The 25,696-nt window shown below is 39.4% G+C and carries 19 protein-coding genes, 7 tRNA genes and 2 rRNA genes; 10 read left to right on the top strand and 18 right to left on the bottom strand.

What is annotated here, in order from left to right:
* Positions 1–9: 9 nt before the first annotated feature.
* From METIG_RS07030 to METIG_RS07015, 4 genes are all read right to left on the bottom strand, one after another.
* On the bottom strand, positions 10–1,374 hold the full coding sequence (locus METIG_RS07030) for an ATP-binding protein (protein WP_048055578.1): 1,365 nt from the start codon (positions 1,372–1,374) through the stop codon (positions 10–12).
* Between the two features lie 285 nt (positions 1,375–1,659).
* Entirely contained in the window at positions 1,660–2,037 is a 378-nt protein-coding gene (locus METIG_RS07025) for a cupin domain-containing protein (protein ID WP_013799518.1), read from the bottom strand.
* Between the two features lie 99 nt (positions 2,038–2,136).
* The gene (locus METIG_RS07020; protein WP_048055699.1) at positions 2,137–3,144 is read right to left on the bottom strand and encodes an RNA-guided pseudouridylation complex pseudouridine synthase subunit Cbf5; all 1,008 of its coding nucleotides are present in this window, start codon (positions 3,142–3,144) and stop codon (positions 2,137–2,139) included.
* A gap of 13 nt (positions 3,145–3,157) precedes the next feature.
* Entirely contained in the window at positions 3,158–3,337 is a 180-nt protein-coding gene (locus METIG_RS07015) for an AtpZ/AtpI family protein (protein ID WP_048055576.1), read from the bottom strand.
* Between the two features lie 75 nt (positions 3,338–3,412).
* Here METIG_RS07015 and METIG_RS07010 point away from each other — a divergent pair, with 75 nt between their 5' ends.
* The 7 genes from METIG_RS07010 to cdhC all read left to right on the top strand — a co-directional run bounded on the left by METIG_RS07010 (position 3,413) and on the right by cdhC (position 11,915).
* Positions 3,413–3,925, top strand: coding sequence for a V4R domain-containing protein (locus METIG_RS07010; RefSeq protein WP_013799515.1), 513 nt, complete (start codon positions 3,413–3,415; stop codon positions 3,923–3,925).
* A gap of 11 nt (positions 3,926–3,936) precedes the next feature.
* Positions 3,937–4,386, top strand: a complete 450-nt coding sequence (locus METIG_RS07005) for an Lrp/AsnC family transcriptional regulator (RefSeq protein ID WP_013799514.1) — start codon at positions 3,937–3,939, stop codon at positions 4,384–4,386.
* 269 nt (positions 4,387–4,655) lie between these two features.
* Positions 4,656–6,848 carry an acetyl-CoA decarbonylase/synthase complex subunit alpha/beta gene (gene acsB, locus METIG_RS09315; RefSeq protein ID WP_013799513.1) on the top strand — a complete coding sequence of 731 codons (2,193 nt, stop codon included), beginning with the start codon at positions 4,656–4,658 and terminating at the stop codon, positions 6,846–6,848.
* A gap of 351 nt (positions 6,849–7,199) precedes the next feature.
* The gene (gene cdhA, locus METIG_RS06995) at positions 7,200–9,509 is read left to right on the top strand and encodes a CO dehydrogenase/acetyl-CoA synthase complex subunit alpha (RefSeq protein WP_157209590.1); all 2,310 of its coding nucleotides are present in this window, start codon (positions 7,200–7,202) and stop codon (positions 9,507–9,509) included.
* 45 nt (positions 9,510–9,554) lie between these two features.
* Complete coding sequence (cdhB, locus tag METIG_RS06990) at positions 9,555–9,986, top strand: CO dehydrogenase/acetyl-CoA synthase complex subunit epsilon (RefSeq protein ID WP_048055575.1); 432 nt, start codon at positions 9,555–9,557, stop codon at positions 9,984–9,986.
* 67 nt (positions 9,987–10,053) lie between these two features.
* Entirely contained in the window at positions 10,054–10,506 is a 453-nt protein-coding gene (locus tag METIG_RS06985) for a 4Fe-4S dicluster domain-containing protein (protein ID WP_013799510.1), read from the top strand.
* Between the two features lie 14 nt (positions 10,507–10,520).
* Positions 10,521–11,915, top strand: coding sequence for a CO dehydrogenase/CO-methylating acetyl-CoA synthase complex subunit beta (cdhC, locus tag METIG_RS06980; protein WP_013799509.1), 1,395 nt, complete (start codon positions 10,521–10,523; stop codon positions 11,913–11,915).
* Positions 11,916–11,917: 2 nt separating this feature from the next.
* Here cdhC and METIG_RS06975 read toward each other — a convergent pair whose 3' ends face one another.
* The 8 genes from METIG_RS06975 to METIG_RS06940 form a co-directional block, all read right to left on the bottom strand.
* On the bottom strand, positions 11,918–12,433 hold the full coding sequence (locus METIG_RS06975; RefSeq protein WP_013799508.1) for a FlaD/FlaE family flagellar protein: 516 nt from the start codon (positions 12,431–12,433) through the stop codon (positions 11,918–11,920).
* A 268-nt stretch (positions 12,434–12,701) separates the two neighbouring features.
* Positions 12,702–15,703: ribosomal RNA gene (locus tag METIG_RS06970) — 23S ribosomal RNA — on the bottom strand.
* A 153-nt stretch (positions 15,704–15,856) separates the two neighbouring features.
* A 16S ribosomal RNA gene (locus METIG_RS06965) occupies positions 15,857–17,326 on the bottom strand.
* The 16S and 23S rRNA genes sit together here with 5 tRNA genes alongside, the layout of an rRNA operon.
* Positions 17,327–17,527: 201 nt before the next feature.
* Positions 17,528–17,599 (bottom strand) — tRNA-His (locus METIG_RS06960).
* An 8-nt stretch (positions 17,600–17,607) separates the two neighbouring features.
* A tRNA-Leu gene (locus METIG_RS06955) sits at positions 17,608–17,692 on the bottom strand.
* A gap of 16 nt (positions 17,693–17,708) precedes the next feature.
* Positions 17,709–17,783, bottom strand: a tRNA-Glu gene (locus tag METIG_RS06950).
* Between the two features lie 62 nt (positions 17,784–17,845).
* Positions 17,846–17,920 (bottom strand) — tRNA-Ile (locus METIG_RS06945).
* A gap of 65 nt (positions 17,921–17,985) precedes the next feature.
* A tRNA-Asn gene (locus METIG_RS06940) sits at positions 17,986–18,061 on the bottom strand.
* Between the two features lie 96 nt (positions 18,062–18,157).
* Here METIG_RS06940 and METIG_RS06935 point away from each other — a divergent pair.
* Positions 18,158–18,234: transfer RNA gene (locus METIG_RS06935), tRNA-Phe, on the top strand.
* 211 nt (positions 18,235–18,445) lie between these two features.
* Here the strand turns inward: METIG_RS06935 and METIG_RS06930 are convergent.
* The 5 genes from METIG_RS06930 to glnA form a co-directional block, all read right to left on the bottom strand.
* Positions 18,446–19,594, bottom strand: a complete 1,149-nt coding sequence (locus tag METIG_RS06930; RefSeq protein ID WP_013799507.1) for a DNA double-strand break repair nuclease NurA — start codon at positions 19,592–19,594, stop codon at positions 18,446–18,448.
* A gap of 100 nt (positions 19,595–19,694) precedes the next feature.
* Complete coding sequence (locus METIG_RS06925; RefSeq protein ID WP_013799506.1) at positions 19,695–20,927, bottom strand: translation initiation factor IF-2 subunit gamma; 1,233 nt, start codon at positions 20,925–20,927, stop codon at positions 19,695–19,697.
* 205 nt (positions 20,928–21,132) lie between these two features.
* The gene (locus tag METIG_RS06920; protein WP_013799505.1) at positions 21,133–21,519 is read right to left on the bottom strand and encodes a 30S ribosomal protein S6e; all 387 of its coding nucleotides are present in this window, start codon (positions 21,517–21,519) and stop codon (positions 21,133–21,135) included.
* Positions 21,506–21,775, bottom strand: a complete 270-nt coding sequence (locus tag METIG_RS06915; protein ID WP_013799504.1) for a hypothetical protein — start codon at positions 21,773–21,775, stop codon at positions 21,506–21,508. The genes METIG_RS06920 and METIG_RS06915 overlap by 14 nt, the downstream gene beginning before the upstream one ends.
* 88 nt (positions 21,776–21,863) lie before the next feature.
* Positions 21,864–23,210, bottom strand: coding sequence for a type I glutamate--ammonia ligase (gene glnA / locus METIG_RS06910; protein ID WP_013799503.1), 1,347 nt, complete (start codon positions 23,208–23,210; stop codon positions 21,864–21,866).
* Between the two features lie 548 nt (positions 23,211–23,758).
* On the opposite strand from glnA, the gene METIG_RS06905 reads away from it, so the two are divergent.
* Positions 23,759–24,427, top strand: a complete 669-nt coding sequence (locus METIG_RS06905) for a diphthine--ammonia ligase (RefSeq protein ID WP_013799502.1) — start codon at positions 23,759–23,761, stop codon at positions 24,425–24,427.
* A 55-nt stretch (positions 24,428–24,482) separates the two neighbouring features.
* On the top strand, positions 24,483–25,382 hold the full coding sequence (gene hemC, locus METIG_RS06900; protein WP_013799501.1) for a hydroxymethylbilane synthase: 900 nt from the start codon (positions 24,483–24,485) through the stop codon (positions 25,380–25,382).
* 154 nt (positions 25,383–25,536) lie between these two features.
* Here hemC and METIG_RS06895 read toward each other — a convergent pair.
* Positions 25,537–25,613, bottom strand: a tRNA-Val gene (locus METIG_RS06895).
* Between the last annotated feature and the right edge of the window lie 83 nt (positions 25,614–25,696).

The raw sequence follows: 25,696 nt of genomic DNA, 5'->3' as shown, positions 1-25,696 counted from the left end.
CTTGTTGAATTATTCACTAACTGAGTACTGCTCTAAACTCTCTAAATCAAACACTAAATAATTCACATCTAACTCTATTTTCCCTTTAATTCCCTTACAAAAAACACAATAATATTTATCATACTCCTTCAACCCAACTAATTCAGATTTCCTCTCCAAATCCTTAAAAATACCATAAACTTCCTTAACACTTAACTCCTTCCATTTTACCTCAACAAATAATGCCTTTCTCTCATTTTCATTCAAGGTAATTAAATCAACCTCCTCTCCCTTATGCCACCATCTACCAATCTTTGAAAACTTAAATGGCAAGTTATCATTTTTGTTCAACTCAATTAAAAACTCTTTAGCTATATACTCAAAAACCTCTCCAACATATTTATTAAAAGATAAATAATCCATTTCATAAGTTCCAATTTCAATCTCACTCTTATTTGGATACACAAACCTAAACCAAAACCTAAAGAAATTATCCTTTATCTTATACCTCCCCTTCTTACTCTTCAGACCCTCAGTTATTGGAATCTCCCTCTCAACCAAATCCAAACTCATCAAAACTCTCAAATATTTTGGTAAATCCTTTGCTTCAACGCCTGTAACACTCGAAATCTCACTAACTCTATTATAGCCCTTAGCAAGTGCTTCAAGGATTAAATAATACCTATGAACATCTCCAACCTCTTCCCTCAAAATAAATTCTACCTCTTCATACAAAATAGATGTTTTTGAAAAAACAACCTCATTTAATTCCTTCTCAAAATCCTCCCCTTTAAAAAGCTTAAAATACATTGGAATGCCTCCAGTTACAGAATAGATTTTAACAACCGTCTCAATATCAGTATTCTTAAAATACTCTCTAACATGTAAAAAATTTAATGGAGATAGTTTTAGTTGGGCTGTTCTCCTCCCATACAGTGGATTTTTGTAGCTCATTAAACTCTCCATCAATCCAACAAGAGAACCGCAAAGAATTATAAAAAACCTATCATCCAAAATCTCATCAATTATATGCTGAAAAATTGCTGAAGTATTTTTGTCCTCTAATAAATATGAGAATTCATCAATAACCACAACTATCCTATTATTTGGGATTATTTTTAAAAGATTAAATGCATCCCTAAAATCATCCACTTTAACCTTTGGTAAATTGAATTTTTTAGCAGCTTTTTCATAAAACCTCTCTGCATTTGTTTTTAATCCACTTTTATCTGCCAAAAAATAAATAACATTCTCTGAATTAATATTTTTTATAAATTGCTTTATAAGTTCAGTTTTTCCGACTCTTCTCCTTCCATATAAAATTAAAACTTCTTTTTTGTTTGATTTGTAAAGTTTTTCTAAAAAAGATAGTTCTTCTTTTCTATTTATAAACATTAGAATCACCAAGATTATACCTATCAATATTATCCTGCTCAAGATAATATTTTATAGCATAATATAAATAAGTTACGATTTAGAAAATTTATTTTAAATTTTTAAGAATTAACTCTATTTGGGATTTTTCATTTGGATTTCGTGTTGGTTTGAAAATTTTTGAACTATCCTTATAAACCTCTGAAACAACCTCATATATCTCATAAACCTAACTTTGACATTATTTATTGCATACTACTTCTCCATAAAATCCACATTAATCAGTAAACATAAAAAATCAATAAGTTACTCCATTAATTCTGTATCCTCATGAGAATATGGTGGAAAACTACAACACAAGATCTTTAAAGGAACCTTACCTATATTTTCAATCTTATGAGGGGTTTCAGGAGGGATGCATATAGTATCTCCTTTTTTAACTTCAAATTTTTCGTTACCTAATGTCATCAACCCTTTGCCTTCCAAAATGTAATATATTTCCTCAGATTCATGATGCTTATGTAATAAAGTTTTAGAACCTACTGGAACAATCGCTTCTGCCAAACTTTGTTTTACATCTCCATGAACACTTGGATGCATTAATTCACGAATTATTGAACCATCTTTGGTAACATATGGTTTAATTTTGTCGTATTCACTTTTTATAATTTTCATAATTATCATCTTAACACGTTTATTTTGACTTTCTAAATTACTATTTTGAATTTAAGTTTAATATGGTTTGTTATTTCTCATATTGGTCTTATATCGCCAATTGATAAATTACTTCTTCCTTTTCCACATTCTTGGATATGTATTTGGTTCCATATAAATCCTCTCTACATCAACAGCAACACCTTCATTTGCCTTTAAAATCTCCTTTGTGTTCATCAATGCCTTCCCCACTCCAATTGCCTCTCCTTTTAAAGTTTCAACTAAAACAATCTCTCCCTTCCCAATTCCCTTGCTCAACTTAGAGATTCCTTTAACATAAACATCTGCTCCATGGCATATTGCATCAACTGCTGAATCTTTAACAACAACCTTTTTTAAATGCCTCAACCCATATTCAATTGGCTTTATTATTCTCCTTAACTCCTCCTCATCACCATCTTCTTTCCAAAAATGATATGCATCAACTAAATCTTGCAAGTAAACCGCATCATTTTCCTCAAAAACCCCACTTTTTACCCTTCTCAATTCCTGCATATGGGCAGAGGTTCCTAATGCCTCCCCCATATCATCAACTAACTTCCTTATGTAAGTTCCTGATTGACATTTAACTCTAAACAAAATATCTCTCCCATCAATATCCAATATCTCTAATTTATGTATCTTTCTTATCCTTAAACTCCTCTTCACCGCTGCCTTTAAAGGAGGCCTCTGCAGTATTTTCCCTTCAAATTCCTTAAATATTTCCCTTATTTTTTCCTCATCCGCATCCCTATGCAAATGCATTAAGCAAATATATTCTTTTGGAGGGATGTGCCACATAGGAATGCATTTTGTAGCATTCTCTAATGCAATTGGCAAGACACCAGTTACCTTTGGGTCTAATGTCCCACCATGTCCCGCCTTTTTTAAATTTAATATCTTCTTTACCCATGTAGAGACCTCATGTGATGTAGGACCGGAAGGTTTATCAATAACAACTACACCACTTTTTAATAGGTCTTCTATTTTTCTTTCATATGGATTGCATCCATACTCTTCATTCGTCTCTGCCTCTTCTTTAATTATTAGTTCCTCTTTCTCTGAAGAAAAATTAGGATAATTTTGAACATTTTCGATTTTTGTCAATATATCACCACTGTTTATAATTCCTTATAAATTTAATAAACCGTGAAATTCCAGCTAAGATACCAATTAATAGACCAATAACTACATAAATCATATTGTTAGTTTGGGCCCCTATTATATAACCAACCACAATACCTATAACTATGCATGAAACAAATTCCAATGCTATATCTCTAATTTTCATAACCATCAATCTTTATCGTTATAATACATAAAAATTATGTATAATCATTTTATGATTTTTATTGGTGGTGAGATCATGGATAAGTACCTCTTGATGAAGAGAATAGATGAGAATATACATAATTTAATAAAAAATAATTCACCAAAGAGAGATTTGGGAGATTTAATTCCATTGTCAATATTTCAGGCAGTGAGGATAGGTATTTTAACGGCAGGGTGTGGAATTGAAGCGATAATATACAATATAGGTAAAGACATTGGAAAGAGCGTAATATCAAATTACGTCGAAAACTCCCCAACCGAGTTATTAGAGAATTTTGCTGAAATATTAAAAAAGACAAAAATTGGAATATTGGGAATAGAGAAAATTGACGATGATGAGATGATTTTATCATTGAGAGAGTGTGTCTCTTGCTACAATGCCCCAAATGTTGGAACTACATTGTGTCATTTTGAGGCAGGGTTGATTAGTGGAACTTTGGAAAGTAAATTAAAGAGACATGTTAAGGTTACGGAGACAAAATGTTGTGGTAAAGGAGATGATTACTGTGAGTTTTATGTCAAAATTGGGGAGAGAAGATACTGGTAAACGGTGAAATAATGAATCTTGATAAAATTGATTTAAAAATACTAAGAATCTTGCAGGAAGATGGTAGAAAATCATATAGGGAAATTGGAAGGGAGTTAAAAATTAGTGAAGGAACAGTTAGAGCAAGGATAAAAAAGATGAAGGAAAATGGAATAATAAACGGATTCCATATATCAGTAAATCCCCACAAATTAGGAAAAGATGTTATTGCAATTTTAGGACTTTATTTAAAACCTTCTGAGGTAAAGAAAACCCTTGAGATTTTGAAAAGTTATGATGAGATAACCCAACTTTATCAAACCACTGGAGAGTATGATGCTGTATGTGTGGTTGTTCTTGAAGATATGGAGGAACTGGGGAGATTTTTAAGTGAAAAGATATATCCGCTTGTTAATGTGAACGGTTGTAAGGTCACTCTCGTTCTCAACATCTTAAAAGATGGTCATAAGATTCCAATCTAAATTATGTTTTTGATATTCAAAAAAACAGGAAAAATATTACTCAAAATCAAAAATAGAAAGCTTTAAAAACCCCATTTTTTTACTACGCATTTATACATTTTCTTTTGATAATTCTTAATCTTGCAAATAATTTTTTGCAAATTTTTGCTACTTTTGTAAATAATCATCAATAAAAATACGCACTGCGTAATTTACTATAATATATAGTTTGTAGTTGAAAAACATTTGTAATGATTAATCGTTATAAATTAATTTTGGTGGTGAAATTAATGGTTGTTGAAAATATAATTAAAGGGGCAAAGAAAGTATTGAATTTAACAAAAGATGCATTAAAAGATATAGAAAATAAAGAAGTTGGCTATAAGGGAACAAACTACAATCTTCCTTTAATATATGGGCTTTTGGGAAAAAAAGTAAAAGATATTAACGAATTGAGAGAGTTAATAAATTCACTTGAAATTAAAGATGAAAAGACGTTGGAAAATGCTCTTGATGCAGGAGTTGTAACACTATTGTGTGCGGAGGCGTTAGAGGCGTTAAAATACGCAACAGAAGAAAAACCATACAAAGAACCCTACGTTGGCTTTATTCCAGATGAAACCTTAAGGGGCTTAGGGGTTCCACTTGTAGAAGGAAAAATCCCAGCAATTTTGGTTGTTATTGGAAAGGTTGGAGATGAGGAGAAATTAAGAAAATTAATTGATGATATAAGGAAGAGAAATATTTTGGCTTTGTTTGTTGGGGAAATAGTTAAGGAAATGGATGAAGCAGGAATAGAATATGGATTGGATAAATTGTTGGTTCCACTTGGAGATAGCATAACTTCTGCAGCACATGCGGCAAACCTTGCTATAAGAGCCCCACTAATCTTTGGAGGTATTGAGCCAGGAAAGACGGAGGAGATAATTGACTACATAAAGAATAGAGTTCCGGCAATTGTTGTAGCATTGGGAGATATTGATGATATAACACTTGCAGCAGGGGCAGGATGTATAAAAGCAGGAGTTCCAGTTATAACAAACAACCCAGTTCCAGTTATTGAGGGGGCATTAGAAAGCTCAGATATTGAAAATATTGTTGAAAATGCTTTGAAAATGAAGGGAGTTGAGGTTAAAGTTACTGAATTTGATATTCCAGTTTCAGTAGGACCAATGAATGAAGGGGAGAGAGTTAGAGGACCAGATATGCATGTTGAATTAGCAGGGCCTAAGAGTTATGGTTGTGAGTTAGTTTTGGTTAAAGATGATGTCGAGGAGGGTATTGAGGTTATTGGAAAAGAGTTAGATGAGATGGAAGAGGGGAGCAGAAATCCATTTGCAATAGTTGTTGAAGTTAGTGGAAAAGGATTAGAAAAGGATATTGAAGGAGTTTTAGAGAGAAGAATCCATGAGTTCTTAAACTACATTGAGGGAGTTATGCACTTAAACCAAAGAGACCAAGTTTGGATTAGGATAAATAAAAACTCATTCAATAAGGGATTAAGGTTAAAGCATATTGCGGAGGTAGTAAAAGCGCTATTCAAAGAACACTTCCCAATAATTGAAAAATGTAAGGTTAAAATCATAACTGATGAAGAAAAAGTTAAAGAAATCCTCGAAGAGGCAAGAAAAATATATGCTGAGAGGGATGCGAGGGCAAGGGAGTTGAGTGAGGAGGATGTTGATGTATTCTATGGATGTGTAATGTGTCAAAGCTTTGCCCCTACACACGTCTGTATTATAACCCCAGATAGACCTTCATTGTGTGGAAGTATAAGCTATTTTGACGCAAGAGCAGCAGCAAAAATAGATCCAGAGGGGCCAATATTTGAAGTTCCAAAAGGAGAACTACTTGATGAAAAATTGGGTATCTATTCAGGAGTTAATGAGGTTGTGGAAAGTAGGTCTCAAGGAAGTGTTAAAGAAATTGCAATGCATAGTGCATTAACAAGCCCATGCACGTCTTGTGGGTGTTTTGAGGCAATAGCATTTTACATTCCTGAGGTTGATGGGTTTGGAGTTGTAGATAGAAACTTTAAAGGAGAGACACCATTTGGTTTGCCATTCTCATCACTTGCAGGCCAGTGCAGTGGTGGAAAACAAGTTCCAGGATTCGTTGGAATTGCAATAGAGTACATGAGGTCTCCGAAATTCCTGCAGGGAGATGGGGGTTGGCAAAGGGTTGTTTGGCTTCCAAAGGACTTGAAGGAAAAGGTAAAAGATGCAATACCTGAGGATTTATATGACAAAATTGCAACAGAAGAAGACGTATCAAACACTGAAGAATTGGCAAAGTTCTTAGAAGAGAAAGGACATCCAGTAATGAAAAAAGCTGAAGAAACTGAAGAAGAAAAAGTAGAAGAGGTTAAAGAAGAAAAAGGTATCGAAGTTGGAGAAACAATATTAGATATTGCAAAAGATAGAGGTATTCAAATAATAATGAAGAATGTGAAGATTGTTATAAACTTCAATGTTAAAAAATAATTACATCCCAATTTCTTTTTATTTTTTGTCTTTTTTGCAATTGTATATTTAAATTTATAAATTTTGCAAATCAAAAATTTTTCTGTAGAATAAATTAAAAAATGCGTATTTTTATATGTTTTTATTTAAACATATAAATTGATAAATTTGCAAATCATCAAAATTTTTTACAGTAGGTTGAATAAATGCGTAATTAATTTATTTGATTCCTACAAAAACGCCATGGTAATACTTTTTGAAAATTTTTCATAACAAAATATTTATATGACACGTAAAAAATTAGTTACCAAGTAAAATTGTTAATGATTAATAATGATAAATTCGACAATTACCGATGGTGGAACTGTGAGAATGGAAGGAGATATAAAATCAATGTCATCCCCATTATTGAAATTAAAAAACTTCAAAATAAAAGGAACCATAAAATTTGGGGAGGAAGTTGAGGAAGAAGATTGGGAGCCAATGGGACCCACACCAATGCCAAAAGTTCCTACATTAAGGAAATGGGACTTTAGACTATTGAAGAGGTACCCTCCATTCTACATGCCAATTTGTGACATGTGTTGTCTATGTACTTTTGGAAAGTGTGACTTGAGTAGAGGAAAGAAGGGGGCCTGTGGATTAGATATTAAAAAACAACAGGCAAGAATTGTTTTAATTGCATGTTGTATAGGGGCTGCATGCCACACAGCCCACAGTAGGCACCTTGTTCATTACTTAATAGAAAAGTTAGGTAAGGACTATCCAATTAACTTAGGCAATAATATAGATGTTGAGGCACCAATAACCAGAACTGTCACTGGAATAAAACCAAAAACACTTGGAGATTTAGAGAAAGTTTTAGATTATTGTGAAGAGCAAATAACCCATTTACTCTCTGCAACACACACAGGACAAGAAGGAGATTACCTTGATTTTGAGAGTAAGGCAATGCATGCTGGGATGATTGACGATTTAGCGAGAGAAGTGGGAGATATTGCTCAAATTGTTGGTCTTAATATGCCAAAAGGAGATGAAGATGCACCACTTGTTGATTTAGGTCTTGGAACAATAGACAAAAACAAACCAGTAATTTTGTGTATAGGGCATAATGTCGTTCCTGGTAGGTATATTATAGATTATTTGGAAGAAAACGGGTTAGATGATGAGATAGAAGTTTGTGGAATTTGTTGTACTGCATTGGATATAACAAGATACAATGAGGGGGCAAAAATTGTTGGTCCTTTATCAAGGCAGTTGATGTTTGTTAGGAGCGGAGTTGCTGATGTGGTTGTTGTTGATGAGCAGTGTATTAGAACAGATATATTAGAGGAAACATTAAAAACTGGGGCTGTTTTGATAGCAACAAACGAAAAGATGTGCTTGGGCTTAGAAGATATTTCCCATTTAAGTGAAGATGAAATGATAAATTATATCTTGAGAAATAGGGCGGCTTTAATTTTAGATGAAGAGAAGGTAGGAAAAGTTGCCGTAGAATTGGCTAAAATAATTTCAAAAGAGAGAAAGGACAAAAAATGCTTGCCTGACTTAAATGAAGTTGTAGAACTTGCAAAGAAATGTACAGAGTGCGGATGGTGTAACAGAGTATGTCCAAACTCATTTGAGGTAAAAGAGGCGATGATTGAGGCAAAACAAGGCAAATTTGACAAATTTGTTGAGTTATACAAAAAATGTTACAGCTGCGGTAGATGTGAATGTGAATGTGAGAGAAACTTGCCAATTGTTAGCATGACAACAAAGGTTGGAGAATACTTCATAAAAGACATGAAATTTAAAATAAGGGCAGGAAGAGGGCCAATACAAGACGTTGAAATAAGAAGAGTTGGGGCCCCAATTGTATTTGGGGACATTCCAGGAGTTGTTGCGTTAGTCGGATGTTCCAACCATCCAAACGGTGAAGAAGAGGTTGCAAAGATAGCAAAGGAATTCTTAGAGAGGAAATACATTGTTGTTGCAAGTGGATGTGCGGCAATGTCAATTGGAATGTGGAAAGATGAAGATGGAAAAACACTTTATGAAAAATATGGCGGAAGTTTTGAAGCTGGTGGGTTAGTAAATGTTGGAAGCTGTTTAAGTAACTGCCACATAACCGGAGCAGCAATAAAAATAGCCAACATCTTTGCAAAAGTTCCATTGAGAGGAAACTTTGAGCAAGTTGCGGACTACATATTGAACAGAGTCGGAGCTGTTGGTATTGCATGGGGAGCTATGAGTCAAAAAGCAGCGGCAATCGCTACTGGAGTAAACAGATGGGGAATCCCAGTCATAGTTGGGCCACATGCAGCAAAATACAGAAGGATGTATTTGAGTGACGGAAAGGACTTTGAGGTCTTAGACAAAAGAACTGGAGAAATAATGAAGATTGAACCAGCCCCAGAACATTTGATTGTGACTGCAGAAACAGTAGAAGAATGTATCTGCATGATTCCAAAACTCTGCATGAGACCAAATGACAGTCCAAAAGGAAGGGCAATGAAAATCTACCACTACGTAAGCGTTTATGAGAAATACTTTGGAATGATGCCACCTGATTTGGAGAAATTCGTGAGAACTGAGCAAGATATTCCATTCATGATAAAAGACAAAGTTATGGATTATTTAAAAGAAAAAGGTTGGAAACCAAGGGAAAAAATTCCAAAAGAGCCAACAATAATCTACTAGACCTTCAATACAATTTTTTTGATAAAACAACTTATGGTGAAAAGAATGATTGATAGAACTACTCCATACCAACCAACTGCTGGGACAAATTTAAACCATGCTGATGTTGTCTCCCCAACTATATTAATTCAGATGATAAAAAGGAGCAAAAATCCTATCTTAATTGTTGGGTGTAAGTTGGATAAGGACGTTGAGGAAATTCTGAGCAAATTAAACATGAAAAAAATCCATACGCCAAAGGAGATGAACTTGCTGGATATTATGAAATATCTTGCAAAAGGAGAACATGATTTGGCATTGTTCATTGGAATTACTTATTATTACCTCGCCCAGGCATTAACACATTTGAAACACTTCTCTTCCGTAATAACTGTGACAATTGACCCCTACTATCACCCAAATGCATGCTACTCACTCCCAAACATGGAGAAAAATGAGCATGTTGAGGTTATTAAAAAGTTAGTTGATGCCTTATAAAGATAGTTTTTGCTTAAGCATCAATTTTTTGTTTTTATTCATCATTTAGGTAAGAGGAGGGATGATCATGAATCCAAAAATCATTGTACTTGATCCTTCAAAGTGCTCAAAATGTAATGATTGCATCAACAAATGTGCTGAAATTCATGGGATAAGTAGGGTGAAAAAATTCGATGGCATTCCAATTTTCTGTATGCAGTGTGAAACACCACCATGCAAAGAAATCTGTCCAGTTGATGCCATATACTTAAAAGAAAACATCCCAATAGTCAATAAAGAAAAATGTATTGGTTGTGGGATGTGTGCTATAGCATGTCCAATTGGAGCAATTTTTGTTGAAGAGAAGGTTGCTCATAAATGCACTCTTTGCTTGGATGTGGATAGGATAACTCCTGCATGTATTGAAGCGTGTAAAGACAATGCATTAAAACTTGTCTGTGATGAATCACTTGAGATGATTAAGGAAGAAAAACGGAAGAAACTCATCAAAATCATAAGTGAAAAATTTGAAGAATTATAATGGAGGTTTAAAACATGTTTGATGATATTCCTGTATCAGTAGGGCCGATGAATGAAGGAGAAAGAGTTAGAGGACCAGATATGTACGTTGAGTTGGCAGGACCTAAGAGTTATGGTTTTGAACTTGTTAGGGTTGGAGAGGCGAGTGATAAAGTAGAGGTTATTGGAAAGGATATTAATGAAATGGAAGAAGGAACAAGAACACCTTTTGCAATTATTGTTAGAGTTAGTGGAGATAACCTGGAGGAAGATTTAGAGGGAGTTTTGGAAAGAAGAATCCACGAGTTTTTTAACTATATCGAAGGTATTATGCACTTAAACCAAAGAGATAGTGTATGGATTAGGATAAACAAAAGTTCCGCATCAAAAGGATTAACATTAGAGCATATAGGCAAAGTTATCCAAAGATTATACAAAGCAGAATTTCCATTCATAAAAAGTGTTGATGTTACATTGATTACTGATCCCGATAAAGTTAAGGAAGAACTTGAAAAGGCAAGAGAGGTATATGCAAAAAGGGATGCAAGGGCGAGGGAGTTGAGTGAGGAGGATGTTGATGTATTTTATGGTTGTATTATGTGCCAAAGTTTTGCTCCTACACACGTCTGTATTATAACCCCTGACAAACCAGCATTATGTGGTGGGATCACATACTTTGATGCAAGAGCAGCAGCAAAAATAGACCCAGAGGGACCAATATTTGAAGTTCCAAAAGGAGAACTACTTGATGAAAAATTGGGTATCTATTCAGGAGTTAATAAAGTTGTAAGTGAAAAATCTCAAGGTTCAATTGAAGAGATTGCATTGCACAGTGTTATGTATAAGCCATCAACATCATGTGGATGTTTTGAGGCAATAACCTTTTACATTCCTGAAGTTGATGGGTTTGGAATAGTGCATAGGGACTTTAAGGGAGAAACTCCAATGGGTGTTCCATTCTCATCACTTGCAGGCCAGTGCAGTGGTGGAAAACAGGTTGAAGGTTTCTGTGGAATGTGTATCGAATACATGAGATCCCCAAAATTCTTCCAGGCAGATGGAGGTTGGCAAAGGGTAGTTTGGCTTCCGAAGGACTTGAAGGAAAAGGTAAAAGACGCAATACCTGAAGATTTATATGATAAAATTGCAACAGAAGAGGACGTATCAAACACTGAAGAATTGGCAAAGTTCTTAAAAGAGAAAAACCATCCTGTTGTTGAGAGATGGGGCAAAGTTGAGGAAGAAGAAATTGAAGAAGAGGAGTTTGTTGAAGAGGCGGAAGAAGGATTTGCAGTACCAACCTTAGAACTTCCAGCAGGATTTGGTGGATTACCACCAGGAATAAAAATTATATTACATAACGCAGTTATAAAGGCAGAGAAAATAATCATCACAAAAGAAGAACCTTCTAAAAAATCTTCTAAAAAATAAGCCTAAAAAAGAGAGTTAGTTTCTTCTAAATTAGCAAACATACTATTTTTTTCATTTTTATTTAAGTCATTGGTCATTTCCTTGATATTTTCCAAGAACTTTTTTAACTTTATTAATTCAAGTTTTATCTCATCTATATCATCAAAGCTTAACGGCCTACCTGATAAATATGTTATATAATATAAAGAAATTATATGAATGTTCACAATAGACTTTAGTTCCAATGACTCGCCATCTTTTTTATCGAATTTTTTATCGAAGTTTGTATGCTCCAAAATTTTTAGAAGTTTCATTAAAACCTTATCAGATATCCAATTGATCTCGTTGTAATAAATAAGAATGTCCTCAGCTTTAGATTTGCCTACATGAGAAATTAAATATTCTATCCATTTTGTTAATATTGCCATTGTTTTAGCATCGTCGTTTAATGAAGTTAGCAAATAATTCCCTTCCAATATATCAAACATGAAGTTAATTCCATGAGGTTCCTTATAATATTCTTTTGTTATTAGTTTCATAATAAAACCTCCAAAAAAAGAATTTGACCCTATGACATGATCTCATTATTTTGTTAATAACGCATATGTTTTTTATTTAGTCCATACTATAAAAAATTTAAATTTTTTGTTCTATTTATTATTTATCTTCATCATTTAACCAATATATTTAAATATATCGATACAAACATGTAAAATAAAATACAACAGTTCTTCCCACAAATTCCAATTTAACCCCACATTTTGGGTCACACATAAGCCCCCGTACCTTTGGGTGTCCAGGTACCCCGCCGCGTATCCCTCGGGCGATTAGTACCGGCGGGCTCAACACCTCGGCCAAAGGCCTCGGTGCTTACACCCCCGGCCTATCAACCCCGTCTTCTACGGGAGCCCTCGTCCCCGAAGGGACTGGCTGCCTATTTTCGGGGGGGGTTTCGGGCTTAGATGCTTTCAGCCCTTATCCCCTGGCGCGTAGCTGCTCGGCAATGCCCTGTCGGACAACCGATAGACCAGAGGCGCCGGCGGCTCGTTCCTCTCGTACTAGAGCCACCTTCCCCTCAGGCAGCCAACACCCCCAGCAGATAGCAACCAACCTGTCTCACGACGGTCTAAACCCAGCTCACGATCCCCTTTAATGGGCGAACAGCCCCACCCTTGGGTCCTGCTGCAGACCCAGGATGGGAAGAACCGACATCGATGTAGCAAGCCGCGGGGTCGATATGGGCTCTTGCCCGCGACAACTCTGTTATCCCCGGGGTAGCTTTTCTGTCATCCCTGGCCCCCATCGGTGAGGCACAGGGGTTCGCTAGGCCCGGCTTTCGCCTCTTGGTCGGCCTCTGTTACCGACCAAGTCAGGCCGGCTTTTGCCCTTGCACTCCACGGCGGAGTCCTGACCCGCCTGAGCCGACCTTTGGGCCCTCCTGATGCCTTTTTAGGAGGGTGCCGCCCCAGCCAAACTGCCCACCTACCGGTGTCCCCCTATCCGGGGTTAGGGACATGGCCATGGGTGGGTGGTGTCCCATGGGCGCCTCCACCGCCCCCGGAGAGGCGGCTTCGACGGCTCCCACCTACGCTGTGCACCCACGACCATGCCCCAACGGCAGGCTGCAGTAAAGCTCCACGGGGTCTTCGCTTCCCACTGGGGGTCTCCGGCCTTTGCACCGGAACGGTAGGTTCACCGGGCTCCGGTCGGGGACAGTGGGGGCCTCGTTACGCCATTCATGCAGGTCGGAACTTACCCGACAAGGAATTTCGCTACCTTAAGAGGGTTATAGTTACCCCCGCCGTTTACTGGCGCTTCGCCCGGTTGGACCCGGGTTTCACGTACCAGCACTGGGCAGGCGTCAGCCTTGGTACACACCCTTACGGGCTAGCCAAGACCTGTGTTTTTATTAAACAGTCGGGCCCCCCTGGTCACTGCGACCAGCAGCCCCGCATTTAAGCAAGGCCGCTGGCACCCCTTCTCCCGAAGTTACGGGGCCAATTTGCCGACTTCCCTCGACCGGATTACCCCGACACGCCTTAGGATACTCGCCTAGGGGCACCTGTGTCGGTTCTGGGTACGGTCACCCGGAATCCTTGCCAGCTCCCTTTTCACGGGCTCCAGGGCTCGGCCAAACCCTCCTAACGGAGGGCTCATCGCGCTTTCATCCGGTTCTCGCCATTACGGCACTCCCCGGACTTATACGCTTGACCACCCCGACGGGGGTGGTTGGCCTACCCCGAAGCGTCAGGAGCTGGCCTTGCGTTGCCGCACGTATCCGGGTGGCGCGGGAATATTAACCCGCTTCCCTTTCCCCCCAAGGGAATTACCCCGGGGGTTAGGACCGGCTAACCCACAGCTGACGACCGTTGCTGTGGAAACCTTGCCCCTTCGGCGGTGGGGATTCTCACCCCACTTTGCTGTTACTACTGCCGGGATCCTCGTTCCCACGAGGTCCACTCGACCTCACGGCCGAGCTTCTGCCCTCGTGGGACGCCCCCCTACCGGATCACCTTTCGGCGCCCCCGGGTCTCGGCGGCCGGTTTAGCCCCGTCCATTTTCGGGGCCCCTGACCTCGGCAGGTGAGCTGTTACGCACTCTTTAAAGGATGGCTGCTTCTAAGCCAACCTCCCTGCTGTCTTAGGCCAGGGACTCCCTTCGGCTTCACACTTAACCGGCACTTAGGGGCCTTAACCCGGGTCTCGGTTGTTCCCGTCTCGGACATACGGCTTACCCGTATGCCCTCACTCGGGGGCTACGGCGATGGCGGGTTCGGAGTTTGACAGGATGGCGAGGGCTCTCGCCCCCTAACCACCCTATCAGTGCTCTACCCCGCCATCTACCTAACCCCCGGCTAACCTGCGGGCTATTTCGGGGGGAACCAGCTAACGCCGGGCTCGATTGGCCTTTCACCCCTAGACCGGGGTCAGAGGAGTGCTTTGCACGGCAACACCCCTGCGGGCCTCCACCCCTCTGGTGAGGGGCTTCACCCTGCCCCGGCCTAGATCGCCCGGCTTCGGGTCGTACGGGTGTGACTCCGGGCCCTTAAAGACCCCGCCCCTCGCCCAAAAGGGCTGCGGGCTTGTCGGTTTCCCTACGCCTCCGGGGTTGAACCCCTTAGGCTCGCCACACCCGTACACTCCCCGGCCCGTTTTTCAAAACGGACGGCACGACCCTGGCGCCGCCTCTCGTACTACCTCCTCGCGGAGGGTTCCTTCGAGGCGGTTGCCTTTGGGGCCGTGCCTTACTGTCCCCGCCTGGTTTCAGGCTCTTTTCACCCCCCGCTAGGGGTGCTTTTCAGCTTTCCCTCACGGTACTAGTGCGCTATCGGTCTTGGGACGTATTTAGGGTTGGAAGACCGATGCCTCCCAGCTTCCCGCGCGATATCCAACGCACGGTACTCAGGGACTTCCCAAGACCTGGGTTGGTTACGCCTACGGGGCTTTCACCCTCTATGGCGGGCCGTTCCAGGCCACTTCGGCTTCCCAACCCAGGTCTTATAGTAGGAAGCCCTGCAACTCCACATCCCCCATACCTTGCGGTATGGGGTTCGGTTTGCCCTCTGCCGCTTTCGGTCGCCCCTACTCACGGCATCCCTGTTGGTTTCTTTTCCTGCGGGTACTAAGATGTTTCAATTCCCCGCGTTCCCGACCCCTGCCGGGGTCGCCCCAAATGGGGCAGGAAGTCCCATTCGGGGATCCCGGGTTCGACAGCTGTCTGCGCCTCGCCCGGGCTTATCGCAGCTTACCACGCCCTTCCTCGGCGTCCCAAGCCGAGCCATCCACCAGGCGGGATACCGGATACCCGGCGGAGTACCTGGATATCACCAGGCACGGGGGCTTATGCGTGACCCTCACTGATCAGGTCCTTCGTCCATAATCCCTACGGATTATGGACTGCACGTAAAAATTAGACGCAAGCCCGCGACCATTTGGTGCCCAGTAACGGCCACTTTTTTTCTCAGGAGGTGATCCAGCCGCAGGTTCCCCTACGGCTACCTTGTTACGACTTCGCCCCCCTCGCTGAGCCTAGGTTCGACCCCAGCCAGAGGCCAGGGCCTCACCTAGACCCAACTCGGGTGGCGTGACGGGCGGTGTGTGCAAGGAGCAGGGACGCATTCACCGCGCCATGATGAGGCGCGATTACTACGGATTCCAGCTTCACGTGGGCGAGTTACAGCCCACGATCCGAACTACGGCTGGGTTTAGGGGATTCGCTCCCCCTTTCGGGGTCGCGTCCCATTGTCCCAGCCATTGTAGCCCGCGTGTAGCCCAGGGGATTCGGGGCATGCGGACCTGTCGTTGCCCGCTCCTTCCTCTGGCTTAGCGCCAGCGGTCCCCCATGAGTGCCCCTCCCCCGGAGGGGAGGATGGCAACATGGGGCGCGGGTCTCGCTCGTTACCTGACTTAACAGGACGCCTCACGGTACGAGCTGACGACGGCCATGCACCACCTCTCGGCTCGTCTGGCAAGGTCGTCAACCTGGCCTTCATCCTGCCGTCGCCCCTGGTAAGATGCCCGGCGTTGAATCCAATTAAACCGCAGGCTCCACCCGTTGTAGTGCTCCCCCGCCAATTCCTTTAAGTTTCAGTCTTGCGACCGTACTCCCCAGGCGGCGGACTTAACGGCTTCCCTTCGGCACCGGGTAGGCACGAGGCCTACCCGACACCTAGTCCGCAGCGTTTACGGCCGGGACTACCCGGGTATCTAATCCGGTTCGCTCCCCCGGCTTTCGTCCCTCACCGTCGGACCCGTTCCAGGCGGGTGCCTTCGCCATAGGTGGTCCTCCGGGGATCAACACATTTCACCGCTACCCCCGGAGTACCCCCGCCCTCTCCCGGTCCCAAGCCCAGCAGTATCCCTGCCAGTCCTACGGTTAAGCCGTAGGATTTAAGCAGGGACTTACTGGGCCGGCTACGGACGCTTTAGGCCCAATAAAAGTGGCCACCACTCGGGCTGCCGGTATTACCGCGGCTGCTGGCACCGGACTTGCCCAGCCCTTATTCCCGGAGCTGTTTACACTCCGGAAAAGCCCACGCAGTGCGTGGGCACTTGGGGTCCCCCCGTCGCGCTTTCGCGCATTGCGGAGGTTTCGCGCCTGCTGCGCCCCGTAGGGCCTGGGGCCGTGTCTCAGTCCCCATCTCCGGGCTCCCCCTCTCAGGGCCCGTACCGATCGTAGGCTTGGTGGGCCGTTACCCCACCAACTACCTAATCGGCCGCAGCCCCATCCTCGGGCGCATATGCTTTCGGGGAAGGATCATTCCAGACCTCTTCCCCTATGGGGGATTATCCTCAGTTTCCCGAGGTTATCCCCCACCCGAGGGTAGGTTAGCCACGTGTTACTGAGCCGTCCGCCATGGGCACGAGGCCCATCGACTCGCATGGCTTAGTCGGACCCCAATAGCAGTGGCCTCCGGCGGGATCAACCGGAATTAAGTGGGAGACGGTCGCAAGAGAGGATAGTTTCCTCTTGTGGCCGTTACTGGGTTTCACCTTGGTCGCGGGCTTGCATCCAACCTGAGCCTCTCGGTCAGGTTGTCACGTCAGTTCATTTCAACTGCACACTATGATGATATTCTGGTGAGTGTATTGTTTTTAGGTTTAGAACAATATGATCCAAAAAAATAAAATAAGGGCCGGGACCGGGAATTGAACCCGGGTCAGGGGATCCACAGTCCCCCAGGATGGCCACTACCCCACCCCGGCCACAATAGTGCAGGGGCAGGGATTTGAACCCTGGAACCGCTACCGGACAGGATTCTAAGTCCTGCGTCTTTGGCCAGGCTCGACAACCCCTGCACTTATTAAATTAAAGTGCTCCGGCCGGGATTTGAACCCGGGTCGCGGGCTCGAAAGGCCCGCATGATTGGCCGGACTACACCACCGGAGCATTAGCGTTATTATAAATATTAGCGATAAATAATAACGCTGCTAATAAAAAATATTTAATGATGGGCCCGAAGGGATTTGAACCCTTGGCCACTCGGTTATGAGCCGAGCGCTCTGACCAGGCTGAGCTACGGGCCCACAAAATAATTCTAAAACATTAATGCTTAAATTAACCTCATTTAAATAAACAAAAAAAATTAAAATGGCGCCCCCAGCAGGACTCGAACCTGCGACCTACGGATTAACAGTCCGTCGCTCTACCTACTGAGCTATGGGGGCTCATCAGCACAATAACAATTATCTTTCTACTATATAAACTTTTCGGCGAAAAGTATATATACCAGGAATACAATGTTTGATAATGCAAATTATTGAGCCGCGGTAGTTCAGCCCGGGAGAACGCTGGACTGAAGATCCAGTTGTCGGGTGTTCAAATCACCCCCGCGGCACCATTATTTTTTATTTTGGACATTTCTATTCATATACTTAAATATATAAAACTAAAATATATAAAACTAATTAATTTAAGTTTTGTAATCAAGAACCCTCATCTTATTATTTTTTAGTTTTAATTTTAATAGTGTTAAATCACATTATCAGTTCTTAATTTTTTGTAAGAATGCGAGATCTTATTCTATTAGATAAAAAATTTTTGAAAAGTCATTATAAATCCATTCTTTTCTGCTTTTTGAGGAGGTATCTATCAATTGGCTCATTAATGTTTAAAATCTTTGCACACATTTCCAATTTATCATCGGTTATCTCAACAGTTTCATGAGATTTTTTTAATATATAAGGATAGCCATTTACAGAGATCTCCTTTAAACTTGATAACACTTGCTCATCTATTGGTTTTAATGAAGAAATCCCAAGAATACCTTTGTTATTTTCTAACCTAACAAATTGCAGGTAGAGGTTATCTAAAGCATGTTCAAATCTATTTATATACTCTATATTGTGCACTATCCCTCTTATATAATTATACTCTCTTTTGAGTTCATCTTTTTTGTTTTTATTATCCTCATTATCTATTTTTTCTTTTAATTTTTCCATTTCTTCTTTTAGCATTTTGAGACTTATTGGTGTTGAATATCCACTGTTTTTTGTGTTTTTTGAAAATACTGCAATGTCTGGCATCAACGCATTTTTGAAATAGATATTCATCTTTGAAGTTTTTGAGATGCCTATTAATTTATCCTTATGCTTTTTTAATAATTTTAGAAGAGTTATTATGTATTCAACCTGTTCTACTACAATTTTTTCATTTTTGTCCTCTATTTCAATGTTATTTGATGCTATACAAATATTTCCACTTTTAATTTCTTCTTCAATTGAATTTTTTATCTCTTTGCTATATTCTTCGTATATTTCCTCAACATCAACATATTTTGAACCATAGGTATGTGTTTGGATTAAAAGGGAATATAGCGAGCCATCAACTAAATAATAATCAACATTTTTATTTTCCAAAGTCCATAATGCAGTTTTTAGTTCCATTGTTAGCATATACAACCTTAACCTGTCCCTCACAGAAACGTAGGGTTGGATAATGTCAATATCATAACTGGATTTTGCTTTCTCTATCTTTTCACCAACTTTATGTAAGTAGGAGATACTCCCAACCATATACAATGAGTAGGAAATATAGTCTATGTTGTTAAAGCTCCCATCTCCTCCACCAAAAATTAAATCCTCTGGATTATCAAAATCACACTCAACCCAATAATCATTAACATTTAAATTTTTGTTTCCTAATTCTTCAATTTTTTTCTTTATAATCTCTTTCTTTTTTAGAATTATGGATAAATCCATACTACCACCAAAAATAAAATTGAAAACAAAATAGACAGTAAGGATATAAAAACAAAAAACTAAAAAATAATTTAGATAGTCAAAAAGAATTTAAAGAATTTTATTGAATAATTCCATATCCAATTAATCTCCATCTTGAACCAATTCTTCTGCTCAATGCTACTCTATCCCCTTTATCTGCACAGATTGGGAGTTTTAATTTTATATCTGCAATATCTCCCCTTGCGGATGTAATAACCCCAACAGTTGTTGCTGTTCCAACGTTAATCATTAAAACTTCATTAGTTCTTAATGGCTCTATGACAAGTTCTTCTTTTGAACCTACAACTCTATCCAACAAGTGCACTTTTATGGTTATCCTATCATGCACTGGTGGTAAAGTTCCTGGCTCACCTAAAACGCTACCGCTTAAATAATCTGATTTTGTTAATGATGGGTCTAACTCAGTTCCAACTCCAACCAATCCTCCTGGATATGCTTTTTTAACACTTTTACCTCCTGCTACAAGTGATACAATTTTTGTTCTTAATGGTTTCCAGTAGGTTTTATTACCTTCTGTAACTTGTATTCCTGGCCTAATCTCAATTTCTTTTCCAACTTCCAAGACACCCTGAATAATACTTCCTCCTAAAACTCCACCTTTCAGGTCTTTTATTTCAGTTCCTGGCTTGTTGACATCAAAACTTCTTGCAACATACATTCTTGGTGGTAAGTCAGGGTTTCTCTCTGGTGTTGGAATGAAGTCCTGAATTGCCTTTAAAAGCACGTCAAGGTTTGCCTCGTGGTGTGCTGAGATTGGGATTATTGGAGCGTTTTCTGCAACAGTTCCCTTTACAAACTCCTTAATTTGTCTGTAGTTTTCTTTTGCCTGCTCTTCATCAACTAAATCAATTTTATTTTGCACTATAATGATGTTTTTAACTCCCAAAATATCCAATGCCATTAAATGCTCTTTTGTTTGAGGTTGTGGACATGGTTCATTTGCAGCAATAACCAAAATAGCTCCATCCATTAAGGATGCTCCAGAGAGCATAGTAGCCATTAATGTTTCGTGTCCTGGGGAGTCAACAAAAGACACTCTCCTTAAAAACTTTGTTTTAGAACCACATTTAGGACAAACTTCTTTTGTTGTATAGCATTCTGGTTCTGGACATTTTGGACATTTTCTTATTTCACAATCTGCATACCCTAACCTAATGGAAATTCCCCTCTTCAACTCTTCACTATGTGTATCAGTCCAAACTCCTGTTAACGCCTTTGTTAATGAAGTTTTTCCATGGTCAACGTGCCCCACCATTCCAATATTAACTTCTGATTGTTTTCTTGTAGCCATGATATCCCCTCTTTGTAATCTTTAATATTATCCTTAATTAGTTATCAAAATTAACATTAAACTAACTTCTTTCATATAAAAATAATGGCATTAATGATTTTTATAGTTCACGTAAAAACCAAAAGTTAGAAACAAAATCCTTAAAAGCCAAAAACAAAACAGGCCTAAAAAATTAAAATTTGTAAAAAAAAGATTAAAAATTAATTTACTCCTCTCCTCCACCCAAACCTAATAATTCAGCAACAGGTTTGTCTCCATACTCAACAATTTTTGTGTTTACTTGGACAATGTCACTTGATATTGTGTTTCCTCTAACAGTTTTTCTTCTTCTTTCACCTTTTTCTTTTGGCCTGAATCCTGGACCTTTGCTTAATAAGATTCTTACTCTCCCACTACCATGGACGTCTGGTCTCATTGGGAATCCACAGTAGTCAGAACCACCGGTGATTTGTAATTTGTATCCTTCCAATCCAACAATTTTTCCATCTATAACATCACCAATCTTTTTTCCAATTAATGCATCTGTTTCAACTTCTACTTGGTAACATTTTCCTTCTTTTGGGTCAGCAACTACAACTTTAAACTTTGGCATATCCAAACCTCCTATTTTTGTTGGCAATATTTGTCACTTCTGTTAAATTTAATTTTAATATCAAAAAATAGTTGTTCTTATTTTCAACGTTCGCTCCCTTAGCCTCCCCAATTTCATCACAGGGTTTGTGGGCGGGAGTTCCCACAAAATGCTCCATTGGGTCATCGACTTTTAACCCCAACCCCACATTGGGGGTTAGGATAATAGCAGGAATTGCAAAAATCCATAGTAGCTCATTATTTTTATATTTTTTCATTAAACTGTCAATTAAAAATTTAAAAGATTTAAATATATAAATTTAGGTAGACAAAAAAATAAAAAACGAAAAAGGAAAGGAGATTGATTTAGTAGACCAAGTAGTTGTCCAACTCCCAGTTTGTAATTGAGGTTCTGAAGCTGTCCCACTCTGCTCTCTTGATTTCCATGAAGTTTTCGTAGATGTGTTTACCTAATGCTTTTTGCAATACTTCGTCGCATTCTAATTCATCTAATGCTTCTTTCAAGTTGGATGGAACTGATTCAATTCCAAGTTGTTTCTTCTCTTCTTCGCTCATCTTGAAGATGTTCTTCTCAACTGGTTCTGGAGCTTCCATCTTCTTCTTAATTCCATCTAATCCTGCAGCGAGCATTACTGTGAATGCTAAGTATGGGTTGCATGTTGGATCTGGAGCTCTGAACTCAATTCTTGTACCTTTTCCTCTTGCTGCAGGAACTCTAATGATAGCACTTCTATTTTTGTTTGCCCATGCGATGTTTACAGGAGCTTCGTAACCTGGAACTAATCTCTTGTATGAGTTAACTGTTGGGTTTGTAATTGCAACGATTGCCTTAGCGTGGTTCAATATACCTGCAATGTATTGCATACAGGTTTCACTTAATTGGTATTTTGCATCTGGGTCGTAGAATGATGGCTCTCCGTTAAACCAGACACTTTGGTGGCAGTGCATACCATTTCCGTTCATTCCAAAGAATGGTTTTGGCATGAATGTTGCTTTTAAACCGTGCTTTTGAGCGATTGCTTTGATTGTTGTTTTGAATGTTACAACACTGTCAGCTGTTTTTAATGCGTTGTCGAATTTGAAGTCAACTTCATGCTGACCTGGAGCGACTTCGTGGTGGGATGCCTCAACGTGGAATCCTAAGTTCTCCAATGCAAGAACAATATCTCTTCTAATGTCTGGAGCTTGGTCTAATGGCTCAACATCGAAGTATCCACCATCGTCAGCAGGAATCCATTTGTGTGGGTTGTGTGGGTCTCTCTTTAACAAGAAGAACTCTGGTTCTGGACCAACGAAGAACTCTCCGTTCATTTCTTCTTTTAATTCGTTTAATATTTTCTTTAAGCAGCTTCTTGGGTCTCCTTCGAATGGTTTTCCTTCTGTTCTGTAAACATCACAAATAACTCTTGCTACACTCTTTTCATTTGGTCTCCATGGGAGGACTGAGAATGTTGAAACATCAGGTTTTAAAATCATATCTGATTCTTGAATTCCTACGAATCCCGCAATTGATGAACCGTCAAAGTAAACTCCATTTTCTAAGATGTCTCTTAATTCATCTAATCCTTTTTCTCCTTCTTTTATTGGGTATGCAACATTCTTTGGAAATCCTAAGATGTCAACGAACTGCAACCTTAAGAACTTAACTTTGTTTTCCTTTACAAATTGTATTACTTTTTCTATGTCGCTCATTTTTTGACCCCCTTGCTATGGTCGGAAAACTATTTCCAACATATCGGAAATTTATTTCCTAAACTATCTATATATACTTTACGGATTGATTTCAACAATTCAACAACACTAAATTTAAATGCCATATGAGATATAGTCGTTTGTGTTATAAATGATGAAAACTTCAGTTTCATTTATAGTTGTTTGCCTTACTAATGAACGAAATCTCCATTAAATTATAAGGGATAATTAACCTTTATTTGGAATTTTTATGGTTGATTTATCATCCTTTTAAAAAATAAATGGCAAAACAAAGTTTTGCCGTATAATTTGGTTGTATCTAAATCCGTGCAAGAAATTGGCAAACAACTATACTCAAACCTTCGGCCCAATAAGTACAACCCCAATAAAATTAAAAACAACATAAATATGTTTATTTTGGAATTTTATGCTTAATTTATTGTTATTGTTCTTTAAAAAAATTTATTGTAGTTAAATAAATGTAGAAAATTCCACAAAATGATTATAGATCCAAGGGCTACAAAAAAGCATAGAAAGTGCGTGAAACTATGAAAGTTGCTTCTTTATATTCGGGAGGAAAAGATTCAACTTATGCTCTTTGGTGGGCATTACACCAAGGTTGGGAAGTTAAGTATTTGGTAAATGTTATTTCAAAAAATAAAGAGAGTTACATGTTCCACATTCCAAATGTTGAACTCACAGATCTTATTTCCGAAAGTGTTGGTATTCCTTTAGTGAGAGTTTATACAAAAGGGGAAAAAGAGAAAGAGGTATTAGATCTAAAAAAGGCATTAGAAAAATTGGATATAGATGGGATTGTGTGTGGAGCGTTGGCAAGTGAATACCAAAAAACAAGAATTGACCATATATGTGAAGAAATTGGAATAAAATCTTTTGCTCCTTTATGGCACAAAGACCAGGAGTTAATTTTAAGGGATGTTGCAAAGTTCTTTGATGTTAGAATTGTAGGGGTCTCTGCCTATGGGTTAGGGAAGGAGTGGCTTGGTAAGAGGATTACGGAAGAGAATATTGATAAATTATTAAAAATTTGCGAAAGATATCAAATAAATAAGGCATTTGAAGGCGGGGAAGCGGAGACGTTTGTATTTGATGCACCATTTTTTAAAAAGAAGATTGAAGTAGTTGATTATGAGATTATATGGGATGGTGTAAGTGGGGTTTATATTGTTAAGGATGCTAAATTAGTGGATAAATAATAATATAATAAAATCATAAAGCAAAAAACAAAAAAGAAACATAAAAGGTGGAATTTTGAAGGTAATTATTGGGACGAGAGGAAGTAAGTTAGCATTAGCTCAAACATACCAAGTTGCCGATTTACTAAAAAGTGAAGGGGTAGAAACTGAGATTAAAATAATAAAAACTGTTGGAGATAAGGTTCAAAATAAGACACTTTCTGAATTGGGAATAGGAGTTTTTACAAAGGAACTTGATTTGGCAATGTTAAATAACGAAATAGATATAGCAGTTCATAGTTTAAAAGACGTCCCAACTGTATGGAATGAGAATTTAATAATTGCCGCAACGCCTAAGAGGGAAAGCTATCATGATTTGATTATTTGGAATAAAGACAATGAAAAGGTTGAGGAATTTTTGAATGGAAAATGCAAGGCTGTAGTTGGAACATCAAGCATAAGAAGGAAAGAATTTTTAAAGATAATGTATCCAAACATTGAGATAAAACTTTTGAGGGGGAATGTCGATACTCGTTTGAATAAGTTAAGAAATAAGGAATATGATGCCATTATCTTAGCAGAGGCAGGGATAAATAGGCTTAAAATAAATTTAAATGAGGAATTTAACTTTAAGAGATTGGACATATTGCCATCTCCTGCCCAAGGAGCCATAGGCATAGCTGCAAGGAAGGATGATGGGGAAATTATAGATATCCTAAAAAAGATAAACGATAAAAAAACTTTCTTAGAAGTTACTGCAGAGAGGTTTGCTTTAAGAGAGTATGGTGGAGGTTGTCAAGCTCCATTTGGGGCTCTTGCAAAATACGATGAAAAATTAGGAAAGTTAGAACTTGAATGTGCCATTGTAGAGAATGGAAAAATTAAAAGAGAAAGAAGAGAAATTTGTTGTGGTGTTGATGACATAGAATGTGCAAAAAAACTTGGTATGGAAGTTGGGAGGTTATTGAAACAATAACCGACAATTTTTATTTTTTTCGACATTGTTAATTTATTAATCTAAATATATCAATACAAGTTCCTAAAATAAAATGCTTGAAAGATCCAAACGAAACTTTTGGAAAAAGTTTCATCAAAAATTCATATAACAATCTACCTGTCCAAAAATAAAATGGTGGGCTCGGGGAGATTCGAACTCCCGACCACCGCCGTGTCAGGGCGGCATCATAGCCAGCTAGACCACGAGCCCACAACAATTAATTGCAAATTAAAAATTGACAAAGTAGTATATAAAGTTTTCGGTTTTATAGAGGTTGTCGAAAAATTATTTCA

Origin of the sequence: Methanotorris igneus Kol 5 (genome assembly GCF_000214415.1) — an archaeon.
Lineage (GTDB): Archaea > AGJL01 > Methanococci > Methanococcales > Methanococcaceae > Methanotorris > Methanotorris igneus.
Note: the sequence above shows the minus strand (reverse complement) of the source record. Positions and strands in the feature narration are given on the sequence as shown.

Coding starts and splice junctions, on each gene's coding strand:
- METIG_RS07030 (WP_048055578.1), bottom strand. CDS start 1,374: ATGTTTATAAATAGAAAAGAAGAACTATCTTTTTTAGAAAAACTTTAC.
- METIG_RS07025 (WP_013799518.1), bottom strand. CDS start 2,037: ATGATAATTATGAAAATTATAAAAAGTGAATACGACAAAATTAAACCA.
- METIG_RS07015 (WP_048055576.1), bottom strand. CDS start 3,337: ATGAAAATTAGAGATATAGCATTGGAATTTGTTTCATGCATAGTTATA.
- METIG_RS07010 (WP_013799515.1), top strand. CDS start 3,413: ATGGATAAGTACCTCTTGATGAAGAGAATAGATGAGAATATACATAAT.
- METIG_RS07005 (WP_013799514.1), top strand. CDS start 3,937: ATGAATCTTGATAAAATTGATTTAAAAATACTAAGAATCTTGCAGGAA.
- acsB (WP_013799513.1), top strand. CDS start 4,656: ATGGTTGTTGAAAATATAATTAAAGGGGCAAAGAAAGTATTGAATTTA.
- cdhA (WP_157209590.1), top strand. CDS start 7,200: ATGGAAGGAGATATAAAATCAATGTCATCCCCATTATTGAAATTAAAA.
- cdhB (WP_048055575.1), top strand. CDS start 9,555: ATGATTGATAGAACTACTCCATACCAACCAACTGCTGGGACAAATTTA.
- METIG_RS06985 (WP_013799510.1), top strand. CDS start 10,054: ATGAATCCAAAAATCATTGTACTTGATCCTTCAAAGTGCTCAAAATGT.
- cdhC (WP_013799509.1), top strand. CDS start 10,521: ATGTTTGATGATATTCCTGTATCAGTAGGGCCGATGAATGAAGGAGAA.
- METIG_RS06975 (WP_013799508.1), bottom strand. CDS start 12,433: ATGAAACTAATAACAAAAGAATATTATAAGGAACCTCATGGAATTAAC.
- METIG_RS06930 (WP_013799507.1), bottom strand. CDS start 19,594: ATGGATTTATCCATAATTCTAAAAAAGAAAGAGATTATAAAGAAAAAA.
- METIG_RS06925 (WP_013799506.1), bottom strand. CDS start 20,927: ATGGCTACAAGAAAACAATCAGAAGTTAATATTGGAATGGTGGGGCAC.
- METIG_RS06920 (WP_013799505.1), bottom strand. CDS start 21,519: ATGCCAAAGTTTAAAGTTGTAGTTGCTGACCCAAAAGAAGGAAAATGT.
- METIG_RS06915 (WP_013799504.1), bottom strand. CDS start 21,775: ATGAAAAAATATAAAAATAATGAGCTACTATGGATTTTTGCAATTCCT.
- glnA (WP_013799503.1), bottom strand. CDS start 23,210: ATGAGCGACATAGAAAAAGTAATACAATTTGTAAAGGAAAACAAAGTT.
- METIG_RS06905 (WP_013799502.1), top strand. CDS start 23,759: ATGAAAGTTGCTTCTTTATATTCGGGAGGAAAAGATTCAACTTATGCT.